Raw genomic sequence first — 26468 nt, 5'->3', positions numbered from 1 at the left:
CCTAACGATGAAACATATGTCCGATGTATTTCATGCGCTGGACGCATGTCTTGGCTGTGGCTTCGGCGCATCACCTGTGGCCTCTCCATCCCTATGTTGCATCTGCGAAGCGCGGGGGCCGAGGCCAAGACTGGCCAGCCCGCCGCGCCGCTCAACAGAGGTCATCATGAACGCCCGCCACAGCACGGAACAGGCCATCCTGTTCGCCATCGCCACCCCGGACCGCACGGCCCGCGAGATCGAGATGCTGCGCCACGCAGCGATCCGCGCCCGCGACCAGGCGATCGCCGAAGGCGTGATCAGTTTCTTCGCCAGCCTGGTCCGCGGCCTGTCTTTCCTCGGCCGCACGCTGCGCAGCTGGCCCGCCCGGCAGAGCACCTATGAGAGCCTCCGCAGCCTGACCGACCGCGAACTGGCGGATATCGGCCTGACCCGCGGCGAGATCGCCCATGTGTTCGACCCGGACTTCCGCGCACCGGCGCTGAAGGCCGCCAGCCCGGTCAAGGCCGCGACGGTGACCGTGGCCGTAACCACCGTGCACACGCCGGCGAATGCCAACAGCCCGGTGCGGGGAACCGCCGCCGCAGCCTGACGTTCCCGAGACAGGTCCGCCCCCAAAATCCCCCCCTTTGGCGGCGGTACCCACCGCGCGCTCCCACTCCCCCAGCAGGAGCGCGCGCCCCTTACCCGTTGCAGCCCCAACCCCCGCACCCGGCAGGGGATCTGGACCGCGGCGGAAGCGCGGGGCCGGTGCCAGCGGCATCGGCCCCGTCGCATGTCCGGCCCCTTATCTCCGTCGTAACACCAGCGTCGCCCAGGCGCCCTGCGGCAGACGCCGCTCCAGCACCATGCCGCGCCGCCGATGCGCCGCCAGCACCATTCGCACCTGCGTCCCCAGAAGCCCTGCGAGAATGGCCGTGCCGCCCGGCGCCAGACCCACACTCAGATCCTTCGCCATGGAACACAGCGGCCGCGCCAGGATATTGGCGAACACCAGGTCATAAGGCCGCCCGGCCCGCACATGCCGGTCCTTCCAGCCATCGGCCAGCCGCGCCCGCACCAGCCGCCCTACGCCATTCATCCGGGCATTCTCCTCCGCCACCCGGACACTCCACGGCTCGATATCCGTGGCCAGCACAGGCCGCCGCAACCGCTTGGCCGCCGCCATCGCCAGAATGCCGGACCCCGTCCCCAGATCCAGCAACCGCCGCAACCGCCGCGCCCGGCCATCCCGCGCCACCCGCTCGAACGCCACGAGGCAACCGCGCGTCGAGCCATGCTCGCCCGAGCCGAACGCGATCCCTGCATCCAGCTTCAACACCATGCGCCCATAGATCCGCCGATCCGGCACATGCGTCGGCCGCACCAGCACGCCGGCGCCAATCTCCTGCTCCCCGAAGCTGGCCACCGTCCGGGCCAGCCACCCCTCCGCCTCGACAGGCTCCGCCTGCAACGCTGGCGTCACACCCGTGACCAGAGCCGCCAAGGCCAAAGCCCCCGCCAACTCCTCATCCCCCTGCCCGCGCGCCCGCACCCCCTCAACCCGCCAGGTATCCGTCGCCTCATCCCGGAAAATCGCGACCGAAGGACACACCCGCAACAACGCCGCCTCAAACATCGGCACCGCCGCCTCCGGCAACGCATCAAACCAAACCGTCTCCAACGGCTCCGCCCGCCGCGCCTGACGCTGGGCATAAACATCACGCGACATGCAGGCTGAACCTTTTCATCCGGAAGGGTGGGCGAGGATTGTGGGGGCTTTGGAGGATGGCGCGGGTTGTTTGCAAGGAGGGCTCCGCCCTCCCTGCACCCTCCCGCCAAGGGGCAGTGGCCCCTTGGAACCCTTGAATCCTGTGCAGGAAGGGAGAGGGGCCGGAGCGACCGCATGATCTGCGGTACCGCTGGCCCCTCTCCCTTCCTGCACAAAGTCCCGTGGTCCAGGAGGCCACTGCCTCCTGGTGGGGGGTGCGGGGGGCAAGGCCCCCCGCGAACCACCCCGCGACCACATCCGAAGTCCCTAAACCTCGCTCGCCTTCTGGACGAAGCGGTCCAGCACGCGTTTCGGGCCGGTATGGTCGAAGGTGATGTCGAGGCGGTCTTCGTCGATGTCGGTGATCGTGCCGTAGCCGAATTTCTGGTGGAAGACGCGTTCGCCCTTCACGAGGGTGGATTCGCGCGCGGGGCGTTCGCGGGTGTCCCAGGGGTTCACGTCGGTCATGCGCGGGCGGCGGGCGAGCAGGCCGGATTGCCCGAGGAAGACGCTGGGGGTGTCGGCCATGCGGTTGGCGCGGATGGTGGATTGGCCTTCGCGGGTGATGGCCTCTTCCGGCAATTCGTCGAGGAAGCGGGAGGGGAGGGAGGAGGTCCAGTTGCCGTAGATGCGGCGGTTGGCGGCGTGGCTGATGATGGCGTTGCGGCGGGCGCGGGTGATGCCGACATAGGCCAAGCGCCGTTCTTCCTCGAGCGATTTGTCGCCGCCCTCGTCGAGGGAGCGCTGGGAGGGAAACAGGCCTTCTTCCCAGCCGGGCAGGAAGACGGTGTCGAATTCCAGGCCCTTGGCGGCGTGCAGCGTCATGAGCTGGACGCGTTCGGCTTCGGCGTTCTCGTCGGTTTCCATCACCAGGGCGACGTGGTCGAGGAAGCCGGCGAGGGTCTGGTAGTCGCCCAGCGCGCGCAGCAGTTCCTTGAGGTTTTCGAGGCGGCCGGGGGCTTCGGGACTGCGGTCCAGCTTCCACATCTCGGTGTAGCCGGATTCATCCAGCATGGTCGCGGCGGCGACGACGTGGCCTTCCTTCTCGTTGATGCCGCGCCAGCGGACGAAGCCGCGCATCAGTTCGCGCAGCGCCGTGCGAGGCTTCGGCTTGAGGGAGTCGGTTTCGGCAATGCGTTCGGCGGCGAGCGCGAGGGGAATGGCTTCCGCGCGGGCCGCCTGGTGCAGGGCGCGTAGGCCGCTGTCGCCGAGGCCGCGCTTCGGCGTGTTGACGATGCGCTCAAACGCCAGGTCGTCGGCGGGTTGGTGCAGGATGCGGAGATAGGCCATGGCGTCGCGGATTTCCGCGCGCTCGTAGAATTTCAGCCCCCCAACCACGCGGTAGGGCAGGCCGAGGGTGATGAGGCGTTCCTCGAAGCTGCGGGTCTGGAAGCCGGCGCGGACGAGGATGGCGAATTCGGACAGCGGGTGGCCACCGCGGCGCGCCGCCTCGATCCGCTCCCCCACCATGCGGGCTTCTTCCTCGCTGTCCCACAGGGAGACGACGCGCACTTTCTCGCCTTCCGCGTCCTTGCGACCGGCGCGCAGCGTCTTGCCGAGGCGGCCCGCATTGCGGGCGATCAGCCCGGCGGCCGCGGCGAGGATCGGCTTGGTCGAACGGTAGTTGGATTCCAGCCGCACGGTGCGCGCGCCAGGAAAATCTTTTTCGAACCGAAGGATGTTTTCGATCTCGGCGCCGCGCCAGGAATAGATCGACTGGTCGTCATCGCCGACGCAGCAGATGTTGCGCTGGGCCGGGTCCTCGTTCTGGGCGAGCAGGCGCAGCCACAGATATTGGACCAGGTTGGTGTCCTGGTATTCGTCCACCAGGATGTAGCGGAAGGTCCTGTGGTACTCGGCCAGGATATCCGGGCGGGTGCGCAGGATCTCCACCACATGCAGCAGAAGGTCGCCGAAATCGGCCGCGTTCAGCTCGATCAGGCGGCGCTGATACGCTTCATAAAGGCTACGCGCGCGGTTGTTGGCGTAGTCCGAATCTTCGGCCGGGGTGATGCGGGCCGGCGTCAGGCCGCGATCCTTCCAGCGCTGGATCACCGCCATCAGCCCCTGCGGCGGCCAGCGCTTGGAATCGATGCCGCCGGCAGCCTCCATGATCTGCTTCAGCAGCCGCATCTGGTCGTCGGTATCGAGGATGGTGAAGTTCGACTTCAGCCCGACGATCTCGGCATGCCGGCGCAGCATGCGGGCGCATAGTGCGTGGAAGGTGCCGAGCCACAGCCCCTCCGCAGGCTGGCCGAGGATGGTGGCGACGCGCTCGCGCATCTCCTTCGCCGCCTTGTTGGTGAAGGTCACGGCCAGCACCTGCCAGGGGCGGGCGCGGCCGGTCATCAGCAGATGGGCGAAGCGGGTGGTCAGCACGCTGGTCTTGCCGGTGCCGGCGCCGGCCAGCACCAGCAACGGGCCATCCAGCGTTTCCACCGCCTGGCGCTGTTCCGGGTTAAGCCGGGCGAGGTAGTCCGGCTGGGTCGCCGGAAGACTCACTGGCAGGAACCCACGGACCCCGCGGCGCAGATCCGCGCGCCATCGGTCCAGGTCGCGCCATCCAGGATCACCCCGGTGAAATCCGTGCCGCCCAGCATCGCGCCGGTCAGGTCCGCTTGCGTCAGATCGGCACGGTAAAGCCGGGCACGGCGCAGATCGGCGCGGACCAGCTTGGCGCCGCGCAGCGTGGCGCGGGTGAAATCGGCTTCCCGCAGAGTCGCACCAGTGAAATCGGCGCCGTTCAGGTCGGAGGACACGAAGCGCACATAAGACCCTTCCGCCCCGACCAGCTTGGCGCCGACCAACTGGGTGCGTTGCAGGGAAGCATCGCGAAGCTGCATGCCGGAGAGGTCCGCACCACTCAAATCGCGCCCATCCAGGCTGCAGCGCCGCCAATCCACCCCCGGCCCAGGCGGGTCCGTGCAGGCGGCCAGCGCAGGCGCGGCGCTGAGCATCAGGCCAAGCAATGCCAGGAAGGGCAGGAGCGCGAGGCGATTCGGGGTGTGATGACGTCCGGGCACACCTTGGATATAGAACACAGGTCGAACAACGCCAACCTCGCCCGCGCCTCCCGCATCCGCTTCTCCCGCATCCTGTCCCTGAGCCATTGGGTTCCCCTTGGTCCGTTTTCTCGAATGGTCCGCCCGCAATGGCGGCGCCCTGCTGGGCTATGGCGTGTTTCTCGGCGTGCTGCTGCCGCCGCTGGCGGCCGCCACACGGGATGTGGTGACGCCCGTCGTAGCTTGCTTGATGACATTGGTGTTGTTGCGGGTCGATTTCGGCCAGGTGCTCGGTTATCTGCGCCGGCCGGTGCTGGTGGCGGCGCTGCTGACCTGGGTCCTGCTGGTCTGCCCGCTGATCGTCTTCGCCCTAGTCCGGCTGCTGGGGCTGGAGGGCCCGCTTGGCGCTGCAGTGGTCATCATGGCCACCGGCTGCGCCGCCACCTCCTCCCCCGCCTTTGCGCGCATGGTAGGGCTGGATGGAGAGATTTCGCTGGTGGTCGCGGTGCTGTCCACCCTGCTGGTTCCCTTCACCGCGCCGCCGCTGGCGCTCGGCCTGCTGGGCATCGACCTGGCGATCTCGCTCGGCGGGCTGATGGGGCGGCTGGCGCTGGTGGTGGGGGTACCGCTGCTCATTTCCCTGGTGATCCGGCGGCTGGCGGGGCCGGTGCGGCTGGCGACCTATGGCCGCAGCGTCGATGGCGCCGTGGTGCTGCTGGTGGTGCTGTACGGGTTTGGCGTGATGGACGGCGTTCAGGCCATGCTGCTGGCGCAGCCGATGTGGGTTTTGGGCGGGGTGGCGCTGGCCTTCGCCGGCAATTTCGGCCTGAACCTGCTGACGGCGCTGGCCTTCCTGAAGCCGGCCGGCGCCAGGGTGGCACTTTCCGCGGGCCTTCTCTCGGGCAACCGCAACACGGCGCTGTTCCTGGCGGTGCTGCCGGCGGCGACGGATCCCGGCATCCTGATGTTCTTCGCGCTGTGCCAGTTCCCGCTGTTCCTGTCCCCGCTGCTGCTGCGCCCGGTCTATGACCGGCTGAGGGCGCGGCTGGTCACCTGATGCCCCCTTGCCGCGGGGCGAGTCGCGCCCTGCTATGGTCCAATCCCAAGAAGGAAAATGCTGCATGGCCTGGCCCGACCCGAAGCGCCCTGGCGAGCCTGCCGACCCGTCCCGCCCCTGGCATTGGGTGGCGCGCACGGAGGATCGAGGCCGCGCCCCGCTGCCGATCGGCTGGAACGGCGCGCTGCGGCAGTGGATCGTCTGGGATGGCAGTGCGGTGACGGCGGAGGAAGCGGTGCGCCGCTTCACCTATCTCGGCCCGTGCCTGACCCCGGCCGAGACGGAGCGGGCGTTGGCGGCCGCCGTGCCCGCGGTGCCGCCGGAGCCGGAAGAACCGCGCGGCCTGGCGGCACTCGCGGCCTCCGCCACCCCGCCGCCGCCGCCCGCCATGGTGTTCCGCAAGGACGCGGTGCGGAACCACCTCCTGATCTTCGCCGGCACCTTGTTCGGCACGCTGTTCGTGGCGGAGTGGATCCTCGGCGCGCGGTAGCGGGCTACCCCGCGTGTCACCCGGCGTTTTGGGGCCGTACCCCCGCGGCGCGGGCCGCCGTGCCCCATTTCTCCATCTCCGCCTGGACGAAGCTCCGCGTCTCATCGGGGTTGGAGGTGACGACTTCCGCGCCGAGCTGCCGGTGCCGCGCCACCACATCGGGGCGCATGACGGCGGCCGTGATCTCCCGGTGCAGCCGCTCCAGCACGGGCGCGGGCAGGTTGGCCGGGCCCATCACCATGCCCCAGGTGGAGGCCTCGAACCCCGCCAGACTTTCCCCCAGCGTCGGCACATCCGGCAGTTGCGGCGCGCGGACAGCGCCGGTGGTGGCCAGCGCCTTCAGCGTGCCGCCCTGGATATGCGGCAGCGCCGCCGGGACGGTGTCGAACATGATGTCGACACGCCCGGCGATCAGGTCCGGATGCGCCTGGGTCGAACCCCGGTACGGCACATAGGTCATCTCGATCCCCGTCCGCTGCGCGAACAGCACCGGCGCCAGCCGCACCACGCCCCCCGTGCCGGCGAAGGTCACATGCCCGGCCGGGTTGCGCTTGGCATGCGCCACCAGCTCCGCCGGGGTGGAGGCCACGAAGGTCCGCGCCGCGCAGAGCACCAGCGGCGTCTTCGTGGTCAGGCTGATGAAGGTGAAGTCCCGCATCGTGTCGAAGGGCAGCCGGTAGAAGGCCGCGTTCACAGGATGCCCGACCGAGACCAGGGCCAGCGTATGCCCATCGGCGGGCGCGCGCGCCACCGCCTCCGTCCCGATGACGCCATCCGCGCCGGGGCGGTTTTCCACCGGTACGGCAACACCCAGCGCCGCGGCCATCGGCTCCGCGATCAAGCGCGCGGTGATGTCGGAGACACCCCCCGGCGTATAGGGCACCACGATCCGCACGGGGCGGGATGGCCAGGCCTGGGCGCCCGCCAGGCGGCTGCCGAGGAGAAGGGCGGGCGCGGCCAGCAGGGTCGCGCGGCGCGTGGTTGTCATGGGCTTTACCTCCACCATCCGGTCTGATGCCGGTGCGCCATGCTGGGCCTGGCATTGGCGGAGGGAAAGGTCGTTCACGTCCGGCGGGGTCGCCTCACGTCAATGGCAACGTGTGGTGAAACGCCGGCGCGGTTCAGCCCATGCGACCGCGCGAATCAGGCCGCCTTCACCCAGTCTTCTGGGGCCTTGCGCCCAGCAGATGGGCGATGGCGTAGGTCAGGTCGGCGCGGTTCAGCGTGTAGAAGTGGAACTCATCCACGCCATTGGCCTGCAGCAGCCGCACCTGCTCCGCGGCGACCACGGCGGCGACCATCCGGCGCGACTCCACATCCTCCTCCAGCCCCTCGAACAGGCGGCCCATCCAGGCGGGGACGGAGGCGCCGCACATGGCGGAGAACTTCTTCACCTGTCCGAAATTCGACACCGGCAGAATGCCCGGGACGATCGGCACGGTGATGCCGGCGGCGGCGCAGCGGTCGATGAAGCGGAGATAGACATCGGTGTCGAAGAAATACTGGGTGATGGCGCGGGTCGCCCCGGCATCGATCTTCCGCTTCAGGAAATCGAGATCGGCCTCGGCGGAGGCGGCGGCGGGATGCATCTCGGGATAGGCGCCCACCGAGATGTCGAAATCGCCGATCCGGCTCAGGCCGCGCACCAGATCCTCCGCCTGGGCGTAGCCGCCCGGATGCGGGGTGTACTGGCTGGCGCCGGCCGGCGGGTCGCCGCGCAGCGCGACAATGTGGCGGACGCCGGCCGCCAGGTAGTCCCGCGCCACCTCATCCACCTCCTCCTTCGTCGCGCCGACGCAGGTGAGGTGCGCGGCCGGGGTCAGCGAGGTTTCCTTGGCCAGCCGCGCCACCGTCTCATGCGTGCGGGAACGGGTGGTGCCGCCTGCGCCGTAGGTGACGGAGACGAAGCGCGGCCCCAGCGGCTCCAGCCGCCGGATCGCGGCCCAGAGCGCGGTCTCCAGCGCCTCGTTCTTCGGCGGGAAGAACTCGAAGGACAGTTTCGGCGGTGGCATCTCGGTTGGCACTGGCAGGCTGGCCACGCGCGGGCCGGTCAACCAACGCTGCAAAGTGCCGGGAAGGGCCATGTCCATCGGGTGGGTTCTCTCGGTAGCGCGCGGCCGAAGGCGGGGCCTCCTCTGCCGGCGCGGGATGTCTCTGTGCGTAACTTCGGCGGCACCACCGTTTCGCTGATGCCTTCCGACGCATATAAGGGTGGTATCGTGTCCCAGGAAGTCCCGGGTCGCGATGGCTGGGCTGTGCCCAGCCACCCGCTTCCGGAGGTCGCCCGTTGATCCGCATCCGCCACGCCATCACGTCCGGCACCCTTTGGGGCCGCAGCCGCACCAGGCCCGCCCTGCCCTTCCTGGCGCTTGCGGTCGCGCTCGGCCTGGGCGCCTGCGCCACCCGGCCCAACCCGACCGATGCCGAGGCGGTGGCCGAATTCCGCGCCACCAACGACCCGCTGGAGCCGCTGAACCGCGGCGCCTATTTCGTGCATGAGGGCATCGATACGCTGGTGCTGCGCCCGGCGGCCGAGATGTATCGCGTCTTCCTGCCGCCGGAGGTCCGCACGGCCATCCGCAACGTGCTGGCCAATCTCCGCACGCCGGTGATCCTGGCCAATGACCTGCTGCAGGGCGAAAGCTATCGCGCCGCCACCACCGCAGGCCGCTTCCTGGTCAACACCACGGTGGGCATCGGCGGCATCTTCGACCGCGCCACCGATTTCGGGCTGATCGGCCATACCGAGGATTTCGGCCAGACGCTCGCGGTCTGGGGCGCGCCCGAAGGTCCCTACCTGTTCATCCCGGTGCTCGGCCCGTCCAGCCCGCGGGATGTGGTGGGCTTCGCCGCCGACACCGCGATCAACCCGCTGTCCTATACCGGCGGCGAGACCTGGGAGGCGATCAATATCTCCCGCACCGCCGCCACCGCGTTGTCCACCCGCGAGGGGTTGATCGAACCGATCGACCAGGTGCGCGCTTCCTCCCTCGACCCCTACGCCACCATCCGCAGCGCCTATCGCCAGCGCCGGGTGGTGGAAATCCGCAATGTGCCGACAGGGGCCGCGGCCACCTCCGATCACGGCCTCGGCTCCGGCATCCAGGGCCTGCGGCGCTGAGCGCGGCGGCCCGAGAAGGACAGAGTTCCATGACAGCAAGCAACTTCACCCGCCGTCCCCTGCTGCTCGGCACGCTCGGACTCCTGGGCCTGAGCGGCGCCGCCACAACGCAGCAGGCCTGGGCGCAGCAGATGGATATCGGCCGCGCTTCGGCGTTCATCGACGCCACGGGGCGTGAACTGGTGGCCGCCATCAATGTCGATGGGCCAGTGGCGCAGCGGCGCGACCGGGTCGGTGCCATCCTGCGCCGCGCCGTGGATGTGGACGGCGTGGGCCGCTTCATCCTCGGCCGCTGGTGGCGCACCGCCAACGCGCAGCAGCAGCAGGAATACCTGCAATTATTCGCGGAGGTGCTGATCCGCAACCTTTCCTCCCGCTTCGGGGAATACCAGGGGCTCACCTTCACCCTGGGTCGCAGCCAGGCGCGGACGGAGGAGGATGTGCTGGTCAGCACCATCATCGAACGCACCGGCACCCCGGCCTTCGGGCTCGATTGGCGGGTGGCGGAAGTGGGCGGCCAGCCCCGCGTGGTCGATGTGATCGCCGAGGGCACCAGCCTGCGACTGACCACGCGCAGCGAATACAGCAGCGTCATCACCCGCAACGGCAACAATGTGCAGGCCCTGCTTTCCGCCATGCGCCGGCAGATCACCCAGCTCGCCTCCCGCGAAGGCACCTGACAGCCCGATGACCGAAGCTGAACCGACCGTCCTTCTCCGGCAGGAGGGGGCGGCCGGCACCCTTCTGCTGAACCGTCCGCGGGCGCTGAACGCGCTCGACCTGCCAATGATCGCACAGCTCGATGCCGCGATCGGCCGGTTGCGGGATGACCCGGCGGTGCGGCTGGTGCTGCTGGAAGGGGCGGGCGGCAAGGCCTTCTGCGCCGGCGGCGACGTGCGCCGGGTGCGTGAACTGGCGCTCGCCGGGGATGATGACGGGGTGCGCGCCTTCTTCGCTGGCGAATACGCCGTGAACGCCGCCATCGCCGGCTTTCCGAAGCCCTGGATCAGCCTGATCGACGGCGTCTGCATGGGCGGCGGCATCGGGCTTTCCGTGCATGGCAGCCACCGCGTGGTGACGGACCATGCGATGCTGGCGATGCCGGAAACCGCCATCGCGCTGTTCCCGGACGTCGGCACCTCCTACGTCCTGCCGCGGCTGCCCGGCGCGCTCGGCAAATGGCTGGCGCTGACCGGCGCGCGGCTGCGGGGGGCGGAGGCGGTGGAGGCCAGCCTTGCCACGCATTTCGTGACGCGGGACCGCCTGCCCGCCCTGCGCGCCGCGCTGCTGGCGGGTGACGCCGCCGCGGTGGATCGCTTCGCCAAGGTCGTGCCGCCGGGCCCGATCGCCGCCCAGCGCCCGGCCATCGACCGCTGCTTCGGCCCCGCCACCCTGCCCGAGATCCAGGCGGCGCTGGCCGCCGAGGGCACCGACTGGGCGCGGGAGCAGGCGGCCATCCTGGCCCGCATGTCCCCCACCAGCCTGACGGTGACGCTGGAATTGCTGCGCCGTGGCGCCACGCTGGACCTCGCCGGCTGCCTGGCGATGGAACTCGCCCTGACCGCCCATGTCACCCGCCACCCGGATTTCGCCGAGGGCGTGCGCGCCGTGCTGGTGGACAAGGACCAGGCGCCACGCTGGGCGCCGCCGGGCGATGTGGCGGGCTTCTTCCCGGCTATCGCAGCTTGACGTCGATGCGGACGGTATCGCCGCGATAGAGGCCGTTCGCCACCATCAACAAGGTGCCCTTGGCGTCGAGCGCCACGCGGTGGACATGCGCGATCGGCGCATTCAGCGGCAGGTGCAGGGCGGCGGCGGTTTCCACATCGGCGCTGCCGATGGTCAGCGTCTGCCGGGCGCCGGCGATCTTCACGCCCGGGATGCTGGCAACCAGGCGCAGCGCCGTCTTGGTCACCAGATCTTCCGGCGTCACCTTCGGCGACAGGCTGTCATCCAGCCAGACATCGGCCAGCAGGAAGGGCTGGTTGTCGCGCCAATGGCGTCGCTTCAGGTGGCGATACAGCGGTGCGGGGTGGCCGATGCTGGGCGGCAGGCTGCTGCCTGGCTGGCCCGGCGTGTCGGACAGAATTTCGATCTGCGCGCCCTCGCGGGACCGCAGCAGCCCGGTCCAGTCGGTTTCCACATCGCACCACAGGCGCTGCGGCGGGGTGGTGCTGACGAAGGTGCCCTTGGCGCGGAAGCGCTCGATCAGCCCCTGGTCTGCCAGTTGGTCCAGCGCCTGGCGGATGGTGGCGCGCGCCACGCCGTATTCGGCGGCCAGTTCATCGACGGTGGGAATCTGCGTGCCCGGCAGCCAGACGCCCTTTTCCACCCGGTGCCGGAACAGGGTGGCAAGCTGCAGATAGCGCGCGACCGCGCTGCGGTTGAGATCCGGCGCGGCGGCTGAAGGGCGGGTGGTGGGTCGGCCGGCAGGCCGTGTCGTCGCCTGTCCGGTCGGGCTGCTGCTCTGGGTCATGCGGTATCCGGTCGGGTGCGCCGGACGGGGCGCATACGGCGGAGGCTACCGCAGCCGGCCGCCATAAGGAATGGCGGCCTGTATGCGCGAATTAGGCGCCTGCGCGCATGACCTTCGGGATTTCCTCCCGGAAGCGGAAGCGCAGCGCGGACCAGGTATCGTCCAGAGCTACCTGCGTGACCGGCAGCAGCCCCTCGGTGGTCAGCGGGTCCCAGCCATGGTCACGGTCGAGGTCGGACCGCACCGGCCCGGTCTTCTTCGGGTACGCGAGCCAGAGACGCGCCCCGATGCCGTACAGGTTGAGCGCACGCGGCGCGATGGCGCGCAGCGCCACCTTGTCCGCGGCGAAGGCGAGGATCAGGTCGGCCGCAGCGGTCGCCCCGTTTGGCAGGCCGAAGGTCATCCCCGGAGGGTTGCCCAATACAGCGCAGGCCATGCCTGGGCGGTAGCCGAGCTTGCGCGCTACCTCCCCGATTACAACGCCCATTCGTCTAGTTTCCGTCACGGAGTTGCCACCATCCAGGCGGTCTAGCGTATAAGTCGCCGGGGCGCAGCCATTCAATCGGCAGGGCCGCCCTGCGTTTTTGGTCGATCCGGACCCCGTGCTACGTATACTCGTTGCGGCTTTGCGGTCGTTGACGCCATTTCATTGCCCTGGGCGCCCTGATCCTGGTTATTCCGCGCACACGCTCAGCGCGGGCGCAGCACCGCCACCGCGGCCACGGTGGCGGACACAACCGCATCCTCCGCCACCGCGACCGGCGCGGGGCCGGCGGCACGGGCGGCCATCATCATCGGCCGCGGCCCGCCGCCCTCCGGCACATCGATCCGCACCTCCCGCAGCCCCACCAGTTCCAGCCCGAGCTGGCCGGCCACGGCGGCCGCGCGGCGGCGCAGGGCATCGAGGGCGAGGCCCGAGGCTTCCTCCCGCGCCAGCCGCGCCGTCTGCCGCGTCAGCCGCCAATCGAGCGAGACCATCGCCAGCCCCTGCCCCTGCAGGGCGCCGGCGAGTTCCAGAAAAGTGGGCGCGGCCTGGCCGCGCAGCGTCACGCTTTGGCTGGCCTGCCAGGCGCGGGCGTCTTCCACCCGCGCGGTCCAGTAGCCGCCGGTCGAGACCTGCACGCCTTCCACCGCCCGGGCGCGGTCGACGGCGGCGGCGATGCTGCGGTTCACCGCCTCCTGCGCCGCGGCCGCGGTGCCGGCGCGGGCCTCGGCGCGCAGCGTGGCGACCACCTCATCCGGTGCGCGGGTCACCTCCGCCGTTTCGGCGATGTGCAGCAGTGTCTCGGACAGGCCCGCCGGCTGGGCCAGGGCAGGGGGCGCCAGCAGTGCCGTGGACAGCACCAAGGCACGGATGGGATTCAACATACGGTTTGTTCCTCAAGACGCCGTCAGCCTCGGAAATTCCTGCGGCAGGATCACGGCAAATTCCTGCTGGCCGATTGACGGCCCCGCCGGGCGGATCGACGCTGGCGTATCCGTAACGGAGGCTCCCGCCATGCGTCGCCTTGCCCTAGCCGCCCTGCTCGGCAGTCTCACCCTGGCCGGACCGGCGGCGGCGAAGCCCTTCACCTGGGCGTACAACGCGGATGTGCTGACGCTGGATCCGCACTCCTCCAACAACACCTTCACCAACACCTTCCTCGGCAATGTCTATGAGGCGCTGGTGCGCCACAATGACCGCATCGAGATCGAGCCGGCGCTGGCCGAGAGCTGGGAGCGCACCAGCCCCACCGTCTGGCGCTTCAACCTGCGCCGCGGCGTGGTGTTCCACAACGGCGAGAGCTTCGACGCGGATGATGTGCTGTTCACCTGGGCGCGGGTGAACGGGCCGGGGTCCCTGGCGCGCGGCCTGCTCGGCGCGATCAAGGAGATCCGAAAGCTCGACAGCCACACGATCGAGATCGAGACGCATCGCCCCTTCCCCATCCTGCTCGCCTCCATCACGCAGTTCTTCGTGATGGATGAAGGCTGGTCGCGCGCGAACAATGCCGAGAACGCGGCGAACCTGTCCGCGCAGACCGAATCGGGCGCGACCCGCGTGGCCAACGGCACCGGCCCCTTCCGCATCACCGAACGCCGCCCGGATGAGCGCACGGTGCTGGAGCCGCATGCGCGCTGGTGGGACCGGCCCGTGCACAACCTGACAAGGGTCAACTTCCAGCCGATCCGCAGCGCCGCGACCCGCACGGCCAGCCTGCTCTCGGGCGCGATCGACGCGAATGTGGAAGTGCCGCTGCAGGATATTCCGCGCCTGCTGCAGGACAACCGCGTGCAGGTGATCGAGGGGCCGGAGCTGCGCACCATCTATCTCGGCTTCGACTTTGAGCGTGACGAGCTGCTGTATTCCGATGTGCGCGGCCAGAACCCGTTCCGCGACCGCCGGGTGCGGGAAGCGATCTATCGCGCCATCGACGTGAACGCGCTGCGCCGCACCGTGATGCGGGAGAAGGCGTGGATCGCCGGCATGATGGTCAGCCCCTTCCTGACCGGCGCGCCGCAGGACCTGAACGAGCGCCTGCCTTACGACCCCGAGGCCTCGAAGCGCCTGCTGGCGGAGGCCGGTTTCCCCAACGGGTTCTCGGTGGGCATCGTCTGCCCGAACGACCGCTACGTGAATGACGAGCGCACCTGCCAGGCGGTCGCCGCCATGCTGGCCCGCGTCGGCATCCGGCTGCAATTGCAGAGCGAGCCCACCAACATCTGGTCCCGCCGCACCGCGACGCGCGACTTCTCCATGTACATGCTGGGCCATGCCGGGCTGCCGCTGGCGGATGCCTATTCGACGCTGAACGACGTGCTGCGCACCAACAGCCGCACCACCGGCGGGCTGAATTATGGCCGCTGGTCCAATGCGGAATTCGACGCGCTGGTGGCGCAGGCGGCGGAAGCGGCGGATGAGACGACCCGCCGCGGGCTGATCCGCCAGGCGCTGGAGATCGAGCGCCGGGAGATCGCCCATATCCCGCTGTTCCAGCAGCCCATCGCCTGGGCGTCCCGGCGCGGAATCGATCTGCGCCAGGCGCCGGACAACCGGCTGCGACTGTGGCTGGTGAAGGTGGATTGAGCCGCACCGCGCCGATTCAGTGACCCCCAATCAAGGGACTTCCATGACCGATCTTCTCATCCGCGGCGGCGTGCTCATCACCATGGATGCCCAGCGCCGCGTGCTGCCGGATGGCGCGGTCGCCATCAAGGATGGCCGCATCCAGGCCGTCGGTCCGACCGATGAGGTGGAGGCCGCCCATCCCCATGCGAAGCAGGTGATCGAGGCGCGCGGCCGCGCCATCCTGCCCGGGCTGATCGACGGCCACGCCCATGCCGGCCACGGGCTGGTGAAGACGATGGGCAACAATGACAGCGCTGCCTGGATGGAAGCCTGCCGGGTCATCTACACCCTGGCCTCCCCACCCAGCTTCTGGCGGGCGGAGGCGAAGCTGGCGGCGTTCGAGCGGCTGCGCTTCGGCGTCACCACCGGCGTGTCGCTGCTCGGCGGCGGCGACAGCATCGGCCGGGTGGACGACACCGCCTTCACCGATGCCCATGCCGAGGCGACGGAAGAAGTCGGCATCCGCAGCCTGCTGGTGCTCGGCCCGACCCGCCCGCCCTTCCCGCGCCCCTATGTCGGGCCGGATGGGGTGGAGCGGCCTGTGTCCTTCGAACAGCAGCTCGATGTCATCACAGCCGGCGTGGAGCGTTGGCACAACAAGGGCCGCGTGAAGGTGGCGACGCTGATGCCGGTGTACCGGGAAGCGAAGCACGACCCGGCCAAGGTCCGCGAAATCGAACGCCAGGGGCATCTGGTGCGCGAGGCCGGGCGGTCCCGCGGCGCGCCCTTCCACCAGGACGGGCATCGCGGCGGCAGCATCGAGATGGCGGACCGCATGTTCGGCCTGCTCGGCCCCGATGCCTGGCTCAGCCACTGCACCGAATTGACCGATGCGGATATCGACACGCTGGTGCGGACGGGCACATCCGTGGTGCATAACCCCTCCGCCATCGCCGCCGTGCGCGGCTATTGCCCGGCGCCGAAGATGATCGAGGCGGGCGTCACGGTGATGATCGGCTCCGACGCCACGGCGCCGGACCGCTCGGGCGACATGTTCCGCCACATGTTCCAGTGCATCCGCTACCACCAGCGCCACTACCGCGACGAGACGATGATGCCGCCCGGCAAGGCGCTGGAGATGGTGACCATCGATGCCGCGCGCGGCCTCGGCCTGGGGCATGAGATCGGCAGCCTGGAGGTGGGCAAGAAGGCGGATGTGATCACCGTCGATCTTTCCGCCCCGCATATGGTGCCGGCCAACATGCCGGTGGCGCGCGTGGTCTACTTCGCCAATGGGCAGGACGTGCTGGATGTGGTGGTGGATGGCCAGGTGCTGATGCGCGACCGCCTCTGCCCGCATCTGGACGCCACGGAAATCGCCACGGTGGCGTGGCGGGAGACGGACGCGATGCTGGACCGCGCCAAGCTGCGCCACATGGTGGTGGAGAATCCGGGCTGGGGCCAAACGCGCCGCTGACGCCGCGGCATGTGAGGCAGGTTTCGCCAGCCCGCGCTTGACCCGACGCGGCGGAATGGGGGAGGGATCGGGCATGGTTCCATTCCGCCGTGCCATTCCCGCCGCCGCCCTGCTGGCGTTGTTCGCCCTCGGCCAGGGTGCGGCCGCGCAATCCAGCCTGGCGCCCAGCCAGGGCAGCCTGCCGCCGCCACGGCCCGCCGGGCAGGCGGCGCCGCGGCTGGTGCCATCCGAGCAGCCGCGCTCCCTCGCCGTGCCCAACCGCCCCGCCACCCAGCTGGCTCAGCCGGGCCAGCCGCCGCGCGCGGCCACGCCACGGGCGCCAGCGCAGGCGCAGGCGCCGGCCCGCGCCCAACCGGCACCCCGCGCCAGCCCGCCCCGGGCCAGCCAACCCGCCGCGAGCACGCCCGGCCGCGCCACGACCACCCCGCCCACGGTCGGCCGGGCCACGCCGCCGCCCAGCCGGCGCCCGGGTGCGGCCGCCACCGGGACCGCGGCCGGCGCAGCCGCCGCCGCGGCCGCTGCCACCGCGGCTGCCGCCCGCGCGCCGGAGCAGGCCCGCCCCACCCCGCCGCCCGCCCTGCCCAGCACCGGTTCCGTCACCGGCCTGCCGCTGCCGCGCTTCGCCTCCCTGCGCTCCGATGAGGTGAACATGCGGGTCGGGCCTTCCACCAGCTACCCGATCGAATGGACCTTCCAGCGCCGCGACCTGCCGGTGCAGATCATCGGCGAATTCCAGCTCTGGCGCCGCATCCGCGATGCCGATGGGGCGGAGGGCTGGGTGCATTCCTCCACCCTCGCCGGCCGCCGCACCGTGCTGGTGCGCCCCACCGCCACGCCGGACGCCACGCTGCGCCGCCGGGCGGAGGAGGCCGCCGCGGCCGTCGCCCGCATCCATCCCGGTGTCATCGCCCGCATCCGCGAATGCCCCGCCGGCGCCCCCTGGTGCGAGGTGCAGGTCGCCACCCATCGCGGATTCCTGCGCCGGACGGAGCTTTGGGGTGTGGGACTCGAGGAGGAGATCAAATAGGCTCCCTCCATGCCCGAAGACGCCCCCAACCCAGCCACGCATGATATCGGCGGCGCCGCCCGCTTCCGCTGCACACCGGTGGAGCCGGATGACGAAGCGCCGCCGGACGCATTCGGCAAGCGCGTGGACGCGCTGCGCCAGCTTCTCGCCCAGCGCAAGCTGATGACGGTGGATGAGCTGCGCCGCGGGGTGGAGGCGATCCCGGAGGGCGAATACCACGCGCTCGGCTACTACGAACGCTGGCTGCGCTCGATCTCCGGCCTGATGCTGGAGAAGGGCGTGGTGCAACCGGAGGATTCGCGCGGATGACCAGCTTCACCCCCGGCGCCCGCATCCGCGTGAAGGCGGACTACCCCGAGACCCGCGGCCCCTGCCACATCCGCACGCCGCATTACCTGCGCGGCCGCGAAGGCGTGGTGGAACGCCCGCTCGGCGCCTTCCGCAATCCGGAGGACCTGGCCTTCGCGCGGCCGGCCGCCACCATCCCGCTGTACCATGTGCGCTTCGACCAGCGCGGTCTTTGGAACGAGGGGCAAGCGGGCGACACGGTGCTGGTCGAGCTGTATGAACACTGGCTGGAGCCCGCCGCCTGATGGCGCACGCCCCCACCCCGGAAAGCGTCGCGCTGCTGGCGCGCTTCACCGCGGCGCTGGCCGCCGCCGGCATCGTCACCGAGGACCAGATCGCCGAGCAGATCGCCCGCACCGATCGCGCCGATCCGCGCATCGGCGCCGCCATGGTCGCCCGCGCCTGGACCGACCTGGCCTACCACGCGCTGATGCTGAAGGACGGCAGCGCGGCGGCGGAGGAAATGGGCGTGTCCATGGCCGGCGCCCCGCCGCTCGGCGTGCTGGCGGATGCGCCGGGGCTGCATCACCTGGTCGTCTGCACCCTGTGTTCCTGCTACCCGCGCGCCGTGCTCGGCTACCCGCCGCATTGGTACAAATCCGCCGCCTACCGGTCCCGCGCGGTGCGGGACCCGCGCGGCGTGCTGGCTGAATGGGGCACCACCCTGCCGGAGGGCACGCAGATCCGCGTGGTGGACAGCACCGCCGACTACCGCTGGATGGTCCTGCCCACCCGCCCCGCCGGCACCGAGGGCTGGGATGCGGCGCGGCTGGCCGGGCTGGTGACCCGCGACGTGCTGGTCGGGACCCGCCTGCCCACCGCCTGATACCAAATCCCATTGATCGGAACCTGCGGCCGGCGACGCCGGTCGAGCGGCCGAATGGCCGCCGCCGCAAGTGCGGCGAGCCAAGCGAAGCGCTGGCGCCTGAGAGCGTTGGAGCTATAGCTCCAACCCGTCACGATCTGCGGGATTTGGTATGACCCGGCCCCATCACGGCTGCGCGAGCGTCGCCACCGTTACGGTGGCGCCCGCGTTGCAGCGTGAACTCACAACGGGACCGTAAACAATGCCGACGACGCGCTTCGCGCCCTACGCGCCGCAACTGCTCTCCGTCCTGCGGATCATGGCGGGGTTGCTGTTCCTGGCCCATGGCACCCAGAAACTGCTCGGCTTCCCGATCGGTGGCGGCGCGCCCGCGATGATGTCGATGGGCTGGATCGCCGGGGTGATCGAGCTGGTCACCGGCATCCTCATCACCATCGGCCTGTTTACCCGCCCGGCAGCCTTCCTCGCCTCCGGCACCATGGCCTTCGCCTATTTCCTCGCCCACGCGCCGCGCGATTTCTACCCGGTAAACAATGGCGGCGACGCGGCGATCCTGTTCTGCTTCGTCTTCCTCTACCTCGCCGCCGCCGGAGCCGGGCCGTGGAGCGTGGACGCCGCGCGCAAGTAGAGTCACGCAGGCAAAGCTGGGCCAGGATGCGTCACCGAGGGTGAGCGCATCATGGTTCGGCGCGACCGCCACAGCAGCCAGGCGACGATCGCCACGTTCAGCCCGTTCCAGACCATGCCGTTCAGGAAGGCCATGGCGTAGGTGCCGGTCCAGTCGAACACCACCCCCGAAAGCCAGCCGCCCAGCGCCATGCCGAGCAGGGTCGCCATCAGCACGATGCCGACCCGGGTGCCGGCCTGCCGCGCCGGGAAATACTCCCGCACGATCACGGCGTAGGCCGGCACGATGCCGCCCTGGAACAGGCCGAACATGGCGGAGATCAGGTACAGCGACACCAGGCTGTCGAAGAACAGGTAGAAGGCCAGCGCCACCGCCTGCAGCACCGATCCCAGCAGCAGCGTCGCCAGCCCGCCGACCCGGTCCACGATGAAGCCCGATGCGATGCGGGAGACGATGCCGCAGGCCAGCATCAGGGACAGCATCTCCGTCCCCCGCGCCACGCCGTAGCCGAGGTCGCCGCAATAGGCGACGATATGGACCTGCGGCATCGCCATGGCGACGCAACAGCAGACCCCGGCGATGCACAGCAAGGCGGTCAGGCTGTTCGGGCTCATTCCCAGTGGCCGTGCCGTGGCGGGCGGCGGCGCGCCGGCCACCCGGGGCGCCACGCGCAGCACCGGCGCCCGGGCGCGCAGCAGCAGGGCCAGCGGCAGCATGGTCACCAGCAGCCCGATCCCCACCAGCACATGCGCCATCCGCCAGCCCTGCGCCACGATCAGCCCTTGCAGGATCGGCGGCCAGACGGTGCCGGCCAGGTAGTTGCCCGAGGCCGCCAGCGCCACCGCAATGCCGCGCCGCCGCCGGAACCACAGGGAGGCATCGGCCATCAGCGGCCCGAAGGCGGCAGACGACCCCAGCGCCCCGATCAGCACGCCCTGCGCCAGGGCGAAGGCCAGCAGGGTGGGCGCCATCGCCGCCAGCACATAGCCGGCGGCCAGCATCACGGTGCCGAACAGTACCGGCACCATGATGCCGAACCGGTCCGCCAGCCGTCCCATCAGGATGCCGCCGGTGGCGAAGCCGATCATGGTCAGGGTGTAGGGCAGCGAGGCCTCGGCCCGCGTCGCGCCGAATTCCGCCTGCACATAGGGCAGCACCACCACCACGGACCACATGCCGGCGCCACCGAGCGTGGCGAGGCCAACGATGGCGGCGAGCCGGATCCAGCTCTGCCGGCTGTCGAGTACGGCCTCGGCCGGATCGGGACTCACGTTTCCTCCCCAAAGGTCACGAAATCGGCCAGGGGCGCGCGCTCCGTCACCAGGCGGTTGGCCGGTTCGTCCGGGTCTTCAAATCCCAGGGACATGCCGCAGACCAGCACCTGGTCCTCCGGCAGCGCCAGCACCCGGCGCACCACATCATGCCGGTCACACCAGGCGGCCTGGGGGCAGGTATCCAGGCCGAGGCCGCGCGCGGCCAGCATGATGGATTGCAGGAACATGCCGAAATCCAGCCAGGACCCCTGCTCCAGGTCGCGGTCGATGGTGAAGAACAGGCCGACCGGGGCGCCGAAGAAATCGAAGTTCCGCGCTTGTTGCGCCGCCGCCGCGGCCGTATCGCCGCGCGCTACGCCGGCCAGCTCGTACAGCCCGAAGCCCACTTTGCGGCGCCGCGCCAGATAGGGCTCGCGCCAAGTGCGCGGATAGTAGTGGTACTCCCGCGCCGCCCGGATGCCGGCGGCGTTCGCGGCGTGGACCTCGGCGCTCAGCCGCGCCTTCTCCGCGCCCTGCGTCACCCGCACCCGCCAGGGCTGGATGTTGGAGCCGGAGGGGGCGCGGGCGGCGGCGGCCAGGATGCGCTCCAGCGTCTCGCGCGGAACCGGGTCCGGCCGGAAGCCGCGCAGGCTGCGGCGCGTGGCCAGGGCCTCGAACACATCCATGGTCTGCCGCGTCCTCTGTTGCGCTGCATCCTGTCCTGTGCGCGGGCCGCAGGCAATTCGGGGGCGGTGGGTGATCCGCGTGCATGGTGGGCGAAATATTCGCTTTCCGATTGAGTAACCTCTGACGCAGGATGCGGCCGCGATGCGCCGCCCCACGATTCTTCTCGCCGCCCTGGCCGCACCCGGCCTGGCTGCCGCCCAGGCGCCCGATGCCCGCCCGACCGGCGGGGCGGTCGTCGCCGGCCAGGCCAGCATCAGCCAGACCGCCGGCCGCACCCAGGTGCAGCAGGGCAGCGACCGCGCGGTGATCGAGTGGCAGCGCTTCGATGTCGGCAAGAACCACCAGGTCGATATCCGCCAGCCCGCCGCCTCCTCCTGGTCGCTGAACCGGGTCACGGGCGGCGATCCCTCCGCCATTGCCGGCCGCGTCACCTCCAATGGCGGGGTGGCGCTGGTCAATCCGGCGGGGGTGCTGTTCCACCAGGGGGCACAGGTGGATGTGGCGGCGCTGATCGCGACGACCTCCGACATCACCAACCAGAATTTCCAGCAGGGGCGGATGGTGTTCGATGGCGCCCCGCGCCCCGGCGCCCGCGTCGAGAATCGCGGCAGCATCACCGTTGCGCAGCAGGGGCTGGCGGCACTGGTTGGCCCGCAGGTGGCCAATTCCGGCAGTATCCGCGCCCGGCTCGGCCGAGTCGCGCTGGCGGGGGGGGAGGCTTTCACGCTGGATCTCGCGGGCGATGGCCTGCTGTCCCTGGATGTGACGCGCCAGGTTGCCACGGCCCCCTCCGGCGCCACCGCGCTGGTGACCCAGACCGGCACGATCGAGGCCGAGGGCGGCAGCGTGCTGCTGACCGCCCGGGCCGCCTCCGGCGTGCTGGAAACCCTGGTGCAGTCGGGCGGCACCAGCAGCGCCGCGCAGGTCGCGCTGCGGGCGCAGGGGGGTGGCGTGCGAATCGACGGCGCGCTGGCCGGCCAGGTGATCGAGGTCACCGCCAGCGGCACCGTCCACGCCACCGCCACTTCCCGCATCAGCGCACCGGGCGGGCGCGTCACCCTCGGCGCCGGGGCGGAAAGCCGCATCGGCGCCCCTTCCCGCCTCGCCGCCCGCACGGTGGTGGACCGCGGCGCGCGAATCGATGCGCCCGGCGGCACCGTCATCGTCCATGCCGCGGAGCGCACCGAGATGCGCGGCGCCATCCGGGCGGCGGGCGGCACCATCGAGGTTTCCTCCCGCAATGCCCTGGCACTGGATGGGCTGCTGGACGCCGCCCAGGTGCTGGTGGACCCGGTGACCTTGCGCGTGGTGGAAACCCTGTCCGGCGCCACCGAACCCGCCGAGATCACCGCCGCCACCATCGCCGCCGTCACCGGCGCGCTGACCTTGCAGGCGGAGCAGACCATCCGCGTCGAGGCCCCGGTCTTCAAGGATTTCGGCCCGCTGACGCTGGAGACCACCAACGCCACCGCCACCGCCGGCCAGGGCATCCAGATCCTGCGCGCTGTCACCGTGACCGGCGACCTGATCCTGCGCTCGGCGGGCGATATCACCCAGGCGGCAACGGGCGCCGTGCTGAATGCCGGCACGCTGGAGGCGCGCAGCAGCGGCGGCGCGGTGCGGCTGAATGCCGCCGCCAACCAGATCCGCGCCATTGCCGGCGGCAGCGCGGCCGGGCGCCTCGACGTGAACAGCCTGCTCGACATGTCCGTGGATGGCCGGCTGGTAGCGGCCAACATCGCGCTGAGCACGCCGCAGACCCTCAGCCTATTCGCGCCGATCACGGCCAGTGGCGGGCTGGACCTGTTCGCCCTGCGCGGCACCATCCAGCAGCCCAGCGGAGCCGCCCTTTCGGCCGGTCTGCTGCGCCTCGATTCGGCGCTGGGCGAGGTGCGGCTGCAAGGCGAGGGCAACCGCGTCGTGCAGCTTGGCGACGCCTTCGCCCCGCGCGGCCTGTCCCTGGTGAATGACACGGCGCTGGAGGTGGTGGGCAATGTCCGCGCCGGGCTGCTGTCGCTCACGCTGGAACAGGGCGACCTGGTGCAATCGGGCACCTCCCGCCTCGTCGCAGACACGTTGCAGGTGCTGGTGCCGGAGGGCGCGGTGCGGCTCGATGGCACGCAGAACCAGATCGCCGAGTTGTATGGCCGGGCTGATGCGGGGCTGAGCCTGGTGACCAGCGGCGCGCTGATGCTCTCCGCGGCGCTGAGCGCGCCGGAGGTGGCGCTGCGCCTCGGCGGTGGGCTGACGCAGGACCAGGGCGGCCGCCTGACCACGCTGCGCCTGACGCTCGATGCCGGCGGCGCACTGGTGTTGGACGATCCGACGAATGCCGTCGCCACGCTGGGCCATGTCCGCAGCGACGGCGCCTTTCATCTGGCGACCTCCGGCGCGCTGACGGTGCTGGACAGCGTGACGGCGCCCGAGGTGACGCTGGCGGCGGGCGGTGCCTTGCAGGCCGGGGCAGGGTCGGCGCTGGTGACGGATCGCCTGTCGATCCAGGGCGGCAGCGTGGTGGTGGAGGGTGGCGGGCACCGCTTCGGCGTGCTCGGCGCCAGCGGCGCCACGGGGGATTTCCGGCTCGCGGTGGGGGATGCGCTGGCGGTGCGGGGCGTGCTCGGCGTCGGCGGCGCGCTGGCGCTGGAGGCGGCCAGCCTTTCGCTGGAAGCGCCGGTCTCCGCCCAATCCGCGACGCTGCGGGCGATTTCCGGCGACCTCATGCAGACCGCCGCCGCCGTCATCACCGCCACGCGGCTCCTGGCGGAAGCGCCGGGTGGGCATGTGCGTCTGGCCGAAGCCACCAATGCGGCCGGCCTGCTCGGCGGCCGCGCCCTGGGCGATTTCGCCTTCCGCGGCAGCGGCGATGCGGCGCCGGACCCGGTGGCGGGTCTGCAAGCCGCCCGCCTCGCACTGCAATTCGACGGCAGCTTCCTTCAGGATCAGGCCGCCGCCGGGGTGGTCGCGCCGCGGCTGGAGATCACCGCCGGCGGCAGCGTGGCCTTGGCCGCCGCCAGCAACAGCATCGGCGAAATCGGCGCCGTCACCGCCCCGGGCGGCTTCGCGCTGCGGACCGATGGCGACCTGCTGCTGACGGAATCCCTGGCGACGAATGGCGTGCTCGATCTGGCGGCCGGCGGCAGCCTGACCCAGACCCTCGGCGCCCGGCTTTCCGCCGCGCAACTGCGCGCCCGTGGCAGCACCGTGGTGCTGACGGAGCCGGGCAACGCCTTCGCATCGCTCGGCACCAGCCAGGCCGCGGGCGACTTCCTGCTGGCCACCGGCGGCGGGCTGGCGCTGGAGGGGCAGGTCTCGGCCGGGGGCACGCTGTCCCTGCTTGCCTTCGACAACATCGGCCAGGTGGCAACCGGCGCCGGGCTGGCGGCGCCAATGCTGCTGGCGCGGTCGATCTTCGGCAGCGTGACCTTGCAGGGCGCCGGCAACAGCTTCGCGGCGCTCGGCGCCAGCGGCGCGGCGGGGGATTTCGCCGTGGCGCAGGAAGGCCCGCTGGCGCTGCGCCTGGCCGGGCCGATCGCAGCCCCCAGCCTCGCCTTCCGCACCGAAAGCGGCCTGACCGATGTGGCCGGCGGCACGCTGCGCGGCGCGGCATTGCGGCTGGAGACGGATGGCCCGGTGCGGCTGGACGGTCCCGGTCATGCCATCCAGGCGGTGGGCGGCCGCGCCGGCAGCCTGGCGCTGGCGGTGGAGGGTGCGCTGGAGGTGACGGATACGCTGACCGCGCCGGGCGCGCTGAGCCTGTCCGCCGCCTCGCTCGGCCTCCTCGCCCCCGTCGCCGCCGGCACCGCGCAGTTGGAGGCGACGGAAGGCGACATCACCCAGACCCTGCGCGGCGCCGGGCTCTCCGCCACCCTGCTCTCCGCCCGTGCGATGGCCGGGCAGGTGCTGCTGGATGGGCAGGGCAACCGGGTGGTGGCGCTCGGTGCCGGCGCCGCCGCGGGCGGCTTCGCGCTGGCGCAGGAGGGTGGCGCACCGCTGCGGCTGACCGCGCCGATCGCGGCCGGCACCATCTATCTGCGGGCCGAGACCGGAATCCTGGACAGCCCCGGCGCCACACTCGCCGCCGGGCTGCTGCGGCTGGACACGCCGGGCGAGGCGATCTTCGGCCAAACCCACGCCATCACCCGCATCGGCGGGCAAATGGGTGCGCTGACCCTGGCCAGCAGCCAGGCCCTGGCGGCGGAGGAAGCGCTGGATGTGCGGGGCGCCCTGTCACTCGCCGCCCCCACCCTGCATTTCGCCGCGCCGGTGCGGGCCGGCGGGGCGGAGCTGGTGGCGCTGGCCGGGGACATCACCCAGGCGGCGGAGGGTGCCAGGCTGGTCCTCGGCGATGGCGGCCTGCGCCTGGCCGCCAGCGGAGCGATTGCGCTGGAAGGCGCGGGCAATGCGGTGCCGCTGCTGCTGGGCGCCCGCGCGCAGGGCGCGCTCGGCCTGCTCGCCGCCGGAAGCCTGGCGCTGACCGGCACCGCCAGCGGCGCGGATGTGGTGCTGCGCGCCGCCGGGCCGATGCGGCTGGACGGCACGGTGCTGGAGGCGGATCGCGGCGTACTGCTGGCCAGCCCGCGGGGTTTCACGGCCGGCGCCGGCAGCCGGCTTTTGGCGCGCGATGCCGCGCTGCTGCCGGTGCTGATCCTGGACAGCCGCGCCGCCGGGCTGGCGGCGCTGCCGGCGGGCCTGGCGGCGGATTTGCCCGGCCTGGCACCGGCGCAGCAGGCGACGCAGTTGGCCAGCTTCGGCCCGGTGCAGACGGCGCCGGCGGGTGCCGCGGTGTTCGACCTCGCGGCTGGCGACGCGCCGGTCTTCCTGCTGCTGGACGGCGCCGCGGTGCTCGGCGTGCTGGAGGCCGGGCGGCTTGGCGTGCTGGGCCAGGGCGGGTCGGCCTTCATTCTCGGCACGCTGGGCGGGGTGGGCGGGGCGGCCGCGGCACAGCTTGTCAGCCTGCCCGCCACCGGGGCCGGCTACCAGTTCAACAACTGCGTCATGGCGGCCGCCACCTGCAGCGGCGTACCGCCCATCCTGGACCCGCCCCCGGTGGTGGATCCCCCCACCGTGGTGGATCCCCCGGTGGACCCGCCCGTCCTGCCGCCGATCGTGGTCGAGCCGCCGGTGGTCGAATCGCCCCTCGTCGTGCTGCCGTCCGGCATCGAGGGGCCGGGGGTGGCGCTGGCGGCGAATGATGCGGCGCCGCGCCTGTCCGAATGGGATCTGCGCCGTGGCGCGCCGAGCGTGCTGGTCGCGCCCCGGCGGGAGGAGGAGGAGTAG

The 26468-nt window shown here is 71.1% G+C and carries 24 protein-coding genes; 14 read left to right on the top strand and 10 right to left on the bottom strand.

Going from position 1 to position 26468, the window contains the following annotated elements; translation table 11 throughout:
* Positions 1–166 precede the first annotated feature (166 nt).
* Positions 167–592 (top strand): DUF1127 domain-containing protein, encoded by a 426-nt coding sequence (locus ACFHNC_RS13940; RefSeq protein ID WP_437169826.1) that lies wholly within the window; start codon positions 167–169, stop codon positions 590–592.
* A 195-nt stretch (positions 593–787) separates the two neighbouring features.
* On the opposite strand, the gene ACFHNC_RS13935 is transcribed toward ACFHNC_RS13940, so the two are convergent.
* From ACFHNC_RS13935 to ACFHNC_RS13925, 3 genes are all read right to left on the bottom strand, one after another.
* The gene (locus ACFHNC_RS13935; RefSeq protein ID WP_437169825.1) at positions 788–1711 is read right to left on the bottom strand and encodes a 50S ribosomal protein L11 methyltransferase; all 924 of its coding nucleotides are present in this window, start codon (positions 1709–1711) and stop codon (positions 788–790) included.
* A gap of 306 nt (positions 1712–2017) precedes the next feature.
* On the bottom strand, positions 2018–4252 hold the full coding sequence (locus ACFHNC_RS13930; RefSeq protein WP_437169824.1) for an ATP-dependent helicase: 2235 nt from the start codon (positions 4250–4252) through the stop codon (positions 2018–2020).
* Positions 4249–4707, bottom strand: coding sequence for a pentapeptide repeat-containing protein (locus ACFHNC_RS13925; RefSeq protein ID WP_437169823.1), 459 nt, complete (start codon positions 4705–4707; stop codon positions 4249–4251). The genes ACFHNC_RS13930 and ACFHNC_RS13925 overlap by 4 nt, the downstream gene beginning before the upstream one ends.
* A gap of 163 nt (positions 4708–4870) precedes the next feature.
* Here ACFHNC_RS13925 and ACFHNC_RS13920 point away from each other — a divergent pair, with 163 nt between their 5' ends.
* Positions 4871–5809: a bile acid:sodium symporter family protein gene (locus ACFHNC_RS13920; protein ID WP_437169822.1), complete on the top strand. Its 939-nt coding sequence runs from the start codon at positions 4871–4873 to the stop codon at positions 5807–5809.
* A 64-nt stretch (positions 5810–5873) separates the two neighbouring features.
* Positions 5874–6299 carry a hypothetical protein gene (locus tag ACFHNC_RS13915; protein WP_437169821.1) on the top strand — a complete coding sequence of 142 codons (426 nt, stop codon included), beginning with the start codon at positions 5874–5876 and terminating at the stop codon, positions 6297–6299.
* Positions 6300–6315: 16 nt separating this feature from the next.
* Here ACFHNC_RS13915 and ACFHNC_RS13910 read toward each other — a convergent pair whose 3' ends face one another.
* Positions 6316–7287 carry a tripartite tricarboxylate transporter substrate binding protein gene (locus ACFHNC_RS13910; protein ID WP_437169820.1) on the bottom strand — a complete coding sequence of 324 codons (972 nt, stop codon included), beginning with the start codon at positions 7285–7287 and terminating at the stop codon, positions 6316–6318.
* Between the two features lie 166 nt (positions 7288–7453).
* Entirely contained in the window at positions 7454–8389 is a 936-nt protein-coding gene (gene metF, locus ACFHNC_RS13905; protein ID WP_437169819.1) for a methylenetetrahydrofolate reductase [NAD(P)H], read from the bottom strand.
* A gap of 197 nt (positions 8390–8586) precedes the next feature.
* Here metF and ACFHNC_RS13900 point away from each other — a divergent pair, with 197 nt between their 5' ends.
* Genes ACFHNC_RS13900 through ACFHNC_RS13890 form a run of 3 tightly spaced genes read left to right on the top strand, consistent with a single transcriptional unit; the run spans position 8587 to position 11109 of the window.
* Positions 8587–9420: an MlaA family lipoprotein gene (locus ACFHNC_RS13900; protein WP_437169818.1), complete on the top strand. Its 834-nt coding sequence runs from the start codon at positions 8587–8589 to the stop codon at positions 9418–9420.
* 29 nt (positions 9421–9449) lie between these two features.
* Entirely contained in the window at positions 9450–10100 is a 651-nt protein-coding gene (locus ACFHNC_RS13895; protein ID WP_437169817.1) for an MlaC/ttg2D family ABC transporter substrate-binding protein, read from the top strand.
* 7 nt (positions 10101–10107) lie between these two features.
* On the top strand, positions 10108–11109 hold the full coding sequence (locus ACFHNC_RS13890) for an enoyl-CoA hydratase/isomerase family protein (protein WP_437169816.1): 1002 nt from the start codon (positions 10108–10110) through the stop codon (positions 11107–11109).
* On the opposite strand, the gene ACFHNC_RS13885 is transcribed toward ACFHNC_RS13890, so the two are convergent.
* The 3 genes from ACFHNC_RS13885 to ACFHNC_RS13875 form a co-directional block, all read right to left on the bottom strand.
* Positions 11096–11896, bottom strand: coding sequence for a GntR family transcriptional regulator (locus ACFHNC_RS13885; RefSeq protein WP_437169815.1), 801 nt, complete (start codon positions 11894–11896; stop codon positions 11096–11098). The genes ACFHNC_RS13890 and ACFHNC_RS13885 overlap by 14 nt on opposite strands.
* 91 nt (positions 11897–11987) lie before the next feature.
* Entirely contained in the window at positions 11988–12383 is a 396-nt protein-coding gene (locus tag ACFHNC_RS13880) for a hypothetical protein (protein WP_437169814.1), read from the bottom strand.
* 203 nt (positions 12384–12586) lie between these two features.
* Positions 12587–13264 (bottom strand): SIMPL domain-containing protein, encoded by a 678-nt coding sequence (locus ACFHNC_RS13875; RefSeq protein ID WP_437169813.1) that lies wholly within the window; start codon positions 13262–13264, stop codon positions 12587–12589.
* A 130-nt stretch (positions 13265–13394) separates the two neighbouring features.
* Between ACFHNC_RS13875 and ACFHNC_RS13870 the strand changes: the two genes are divergently transcribed.
* From ACFHNC_RS13870 to ACFHNC_RS13840, 7 genes are all read left to right on the top strand, one after another.
* Positions 13395–14963 carry an ABC transporter substrate-binding protein gene (locus ACFHNC_RS13870; protein WP_437169812.1) on the top strand — a complete coding sequence of 523 codons (1569 nt, stop codon included), beginning with the start codon at positions 13395–13397 and terminating at the stop codon, positions 14961–14963.
* A 43-nt stretch (positions 14964–15006) separates the two neighbouring features.
* Positions 15007–16422 carry an amidohydrolase family protein gene (locus ACFHNC_RS13865; protein ID WP_437169811.1) on the top strand — a complete coding sequence of 472 codons (1416 nt, stop codon included), beginning with the start codon at positions 15007–15009 and terminating at the stop codon, positions 16420–16422.
* Positions 16423–16495: 73 nt separating this feature from the next.
* A complete protein-coding gene (locus tag ACFHNC_RS13860) occupies positions 16496–17449 on the top strand; it encodes an SH3 domain-containing protein (protein ID WP_437169810.1) in 954 nt (317 codons plus the stop codon).
* A 9-nt stretch (positions 17450–17458) separates the two neighbouring features.
* Positions 17459–17758: a nitrile hydratase gene (locus tag ACFHNC_RS13855; protein WP_437169809.1), complete on the top strand. Its 300-nt coding sequence runs from the start codon at positions 17459–17461 to the stop codon at positions 17756–17758.
* The gene (locus ACFHNC_RS13850; RefSeq protein ID WP_437169808.1) at positions 17755–18042 is read left to right on the top strand and encodes an SH3-like domain-containing protein; all 288 of its coding nucleotides are present in this window, start codon (positions 17755–17757) and stop codon (positions 18040–18042) included. The genes ACFHNC_RS13855 and ACFHNC_RS13850 overlap by 4 nt, the downstream gene beginning before the upstream one ends.
* On the top strand, positions 18042–18623 hold the full coding sequence (locus ACFHNC_RS13845; protein ID WP_437169807.1) for a nitrile hydratase subunit alpha: 582 nt from the start codon (positions 18042–18044) through the stop codon (positions 18621–18623). The genes ACFHNC_RS13850 and ACFHNC_RS13845 overlap by 1 nt, the downstream gene beginning before the upstream one ends.
* A gap of 241 nt (positions 18624–18864) precedes the next feature.
* A complete protein-coding gene (locus ACFHNC_RS13840; protein WP_437169806.1) occupies positions 18865–19251 on the top strand; it encodes a DoxX family protein in 387 nt (128 codons plus the stop codon).
* A 2-nt stretch (positions 19252–19253) separates the two neighbouring features.
* Here ACFHNC_RS13840 and ACFHNC_RS13835 read toward each other — a convergent pair whose 3' ends face one another.
* Entirely contained in the window at positions 19254–20522 is a 1269-nt protein-coding gene (locus ACFHNC_RS13835) for an MFS transporter (RefSeq protein WP_437169805.1), read from the bottom strand.
* Positions 20519–21190, bottom strand: coding sequence for a nitroreductase (locus ACFHNC_RS13830; protein WP_437169804.1), 672 nt, complete (start codon positions 21188–21190; stop codon positions 20519–20521). The genes ACFHNC_RS13835 and ACFHNC_RS13830 overlap by 4 nt, the downstream gene beginning before the upstream one ends.
* Before the next feature lie 142 nt (positions 21191–21332).
* Here ACFHNC_RS13830 and ACFHNC_RS13825 point away from each other — a divergent pair, with 142 nt between their 5' ends.
* A complete protein-coding gene (locus tag ACFHNC_RS13825; protein WP_437169803.1) occupies positions 21333–26468 on the top strand; it encodes a two-partner secretion domain-containing protein in 5136 nt (1711 codons plus the stop codon).

This window comes from Falsiroseomonas sp. E2-1-a4 (assembly GCF_051433165.1).
In the GTDB taxonomy this organism is placed as follows: Bacteria; Pseudomonadota; Alphaproteobacteria; order Acetobacterales; family Acetobacteraceae; genus Falsiroseomonas.
Note: the sequence above shows the minus strand (reverse complement) of the source record. Positions and strands in the feature narration are given on the sequence as shown.

Excerpts from the sequence above, each read along its gene's own strand:
- ACFHNC_RS13940 (WP_437169826.1), top strand. The coding sequence starts at position 167 with ATGAACGCCCGCCACAGCACGGAACAGGCCATCCTGTTCGCCATCGCC.
- ACFHNC_RS13935 (WP_437169825.1), bottom strand. The coding sequence starts at position 1,711 with ATGTCGCGTGATGTTTATGCCCAGCGTCAGGCGCGGCGGGCGGAGCCG.
- ACFHNC_RS13925 (WP_437169823.1), bottom strand. The coding sequence starts at position 4,707 with ATGCTCAGCGCCGCGCCTGCGCTGGCCGCCTGCACGGACCCGCCTGGG.
- ACFHNC_RS13915 (WP_437169821.1), top strand. The coding sequence starts at position 5,874 with ATGGCCTGGCCCGACCCGAAGCGCCCTGGCGAGCCTGCCGACCCGTCC.
- ACFHNC_RS13910 (WP_437169820.1), bottom strand. The coding sequence starts at position 7,287 with ATGACAACCACGCGCCGCGCGACCCTGCTGGCCGCGCCCGCCCTTCTC.
- metF (WP_437169819.1), bottom strand. The coding sequence starts at position 8,389 with ATGGACATGGCCCTTCCCGGCACTTTGCAGCGTTGGTTGACCGGCCCG.
- ACFHNC_RS13895 (WP_437169817.1), top strand. The coding sequence starts at position 9,450 with ATGACAGCAAGCAACTTCACCCGCCGTCCCCTGCTGCTCGGCACGCTC.
- ACFHNC_RS13890 (WP_437169816.1), top strand. The coding sequence starts at position 10,108 with ATGACCGAAGCTGAACCGACCGTCCTTCTCCGGCAGGAGGGGGCGGCC.
- ACFHNC_RS13885 (WP_437169815.1), bottom strand. The coding sequence starts at position 11,896 with ATGACCCAGAGCAGCAGCCCGACCGGACAGGCGACGACACGGCCTGCC.
- ACFHNC_RS13880 (WP_437169814.1), bottom strand. The coding sequence starts at position 12,383 with ATGGGCGTTGTAATCGGGGAGGTAGCGCGCAAGCTCGGCTACCGCCCA.
- ACFHNC_RS13875 (WP_437169813.1), bottom strand. The coding sequence starts at position 13,264 with ATGTTGAATCCCATCCGTGCCTTGGTGCTGTCCACGGCACTGCTGGCG.
- ACFHNC_RS13870 (WP_437169812.1), top strand. The coding sequence starts at position 13,395 with ATGCGTCGCCTTGCCCTAGCCGCCCTGCTCGGCAGTCTCACCCTGGCC.
- ACFHNC_RS13865 (WP_437169811.1), top strand. The coding sequence starts at position 15,007 with ATGACCGATCTTCTCATCCGCGGCGGCGTGCTCATCACCATGGATGCC.
- ACFHNC_RS13860 (WP_437169810.1), top strand. The coding sequence starts at position 16,496 with ATGGTTCCATTCCGCCGTGCCATTCCCGCCGCCGCCCTGCTGGCGTTG.
- ACFHNC_RS13855 (WP_437169809.1), top strand. The coding sequence starts at position 17,459 with ATGCCCGAAGACGCCCCCAACCCAGCCACGCATGATATCGGCGGCGCC.
- ACFHNC_RS13850 (WP_437169808.1), top strand. The coding sequence starts at position 17,755 with ATGACCAGCTTCACCCCCGGCGCCCGCATCCGCGTGAAGGCGGACTAC.
- ACFHNC_RS13845 (WP_437169807.1), top strand. The coding sequence starts at position 18,042 with ATGGCGCACGCCCCCACCCCGGAAAGCGTCGCGCTGCTGGCGCGCTTC.
- ACFHNC_RS13840 (WP_437169806.1), top strand. The coding sequence starts at position 18,865 with ATGCCGACGACGCGCTTCGCGCCCTACGCGCCGCAACTGCTCTCCGTC.
- ACFHNC_RS13830 (WP_437169804.1), bottom strand. The coding sequence starts at position 21,190 with ATGGATGTGTTCGAGGCCCTGGCCACGCGCCGCAGCCTGCGCGGCTTC.
- ACFHNC_RS13825 (WP_437169803.1), top strand. The coding sequence starts at position 21,333 with ATGCGCCGCCCCACGATTCTTCTCGCCGCCCTGGCCGCACCCGGCCTG.